Source organism: Micromonospora sp. DT47 (assembly GCF_049844475.1).
Classification (GTDB): Bacteria; Actinomycetota; Actinomycetes; order Mycobacteriales; family Micromonosporaceae; genus Micromonospora.
In genome coordinates this window covers 1-262 of the sequence record NZ_JBNCLC010000085.1, presented here as the reverse complement: position 1 = coordinate 262, position 262 = coordinate 1, and the positions used below count along the sequence as shown (strand labels likewise).

Here is a 262-nt window from a genome sequence, read left to right as displayed (position 1 = left end):
ACGGTCTTGTCGGTGCAGCTCCACGACCGGGTGTTGGTGATCTTGAACATCGCGTCGTAGATCTCGGCGCCGGCCAGGGTGCTGTAGGGGACCGGGAAGTTGATCAGCGTGTTGGAGCGCTGCTCGCCGGAGTTGCCGACCTGCATCCGCCCGATCGGGTCGGGGGTGTCCTTCCAGTAGTTGGTGGACTGGTGCTGGTAGGAGATGCTCGACCAGCCGGACATCTTCGGTCCGACCGGGGTCCAGGTGAAGGTGGGGTCGA

General features: G+C 64.1%; 1 protein-coding gene. It reads right to left on the bottom strand.

The genetic code is table 11. The annotated features are described in order from the left end of the window. Nucleotides 1–262: hypothetical protein (locus ACLQ2U_RS32255; protein WP_425754655.1), on the bottom strand; the 262-nt coding region annotated here is incomplete at both ends.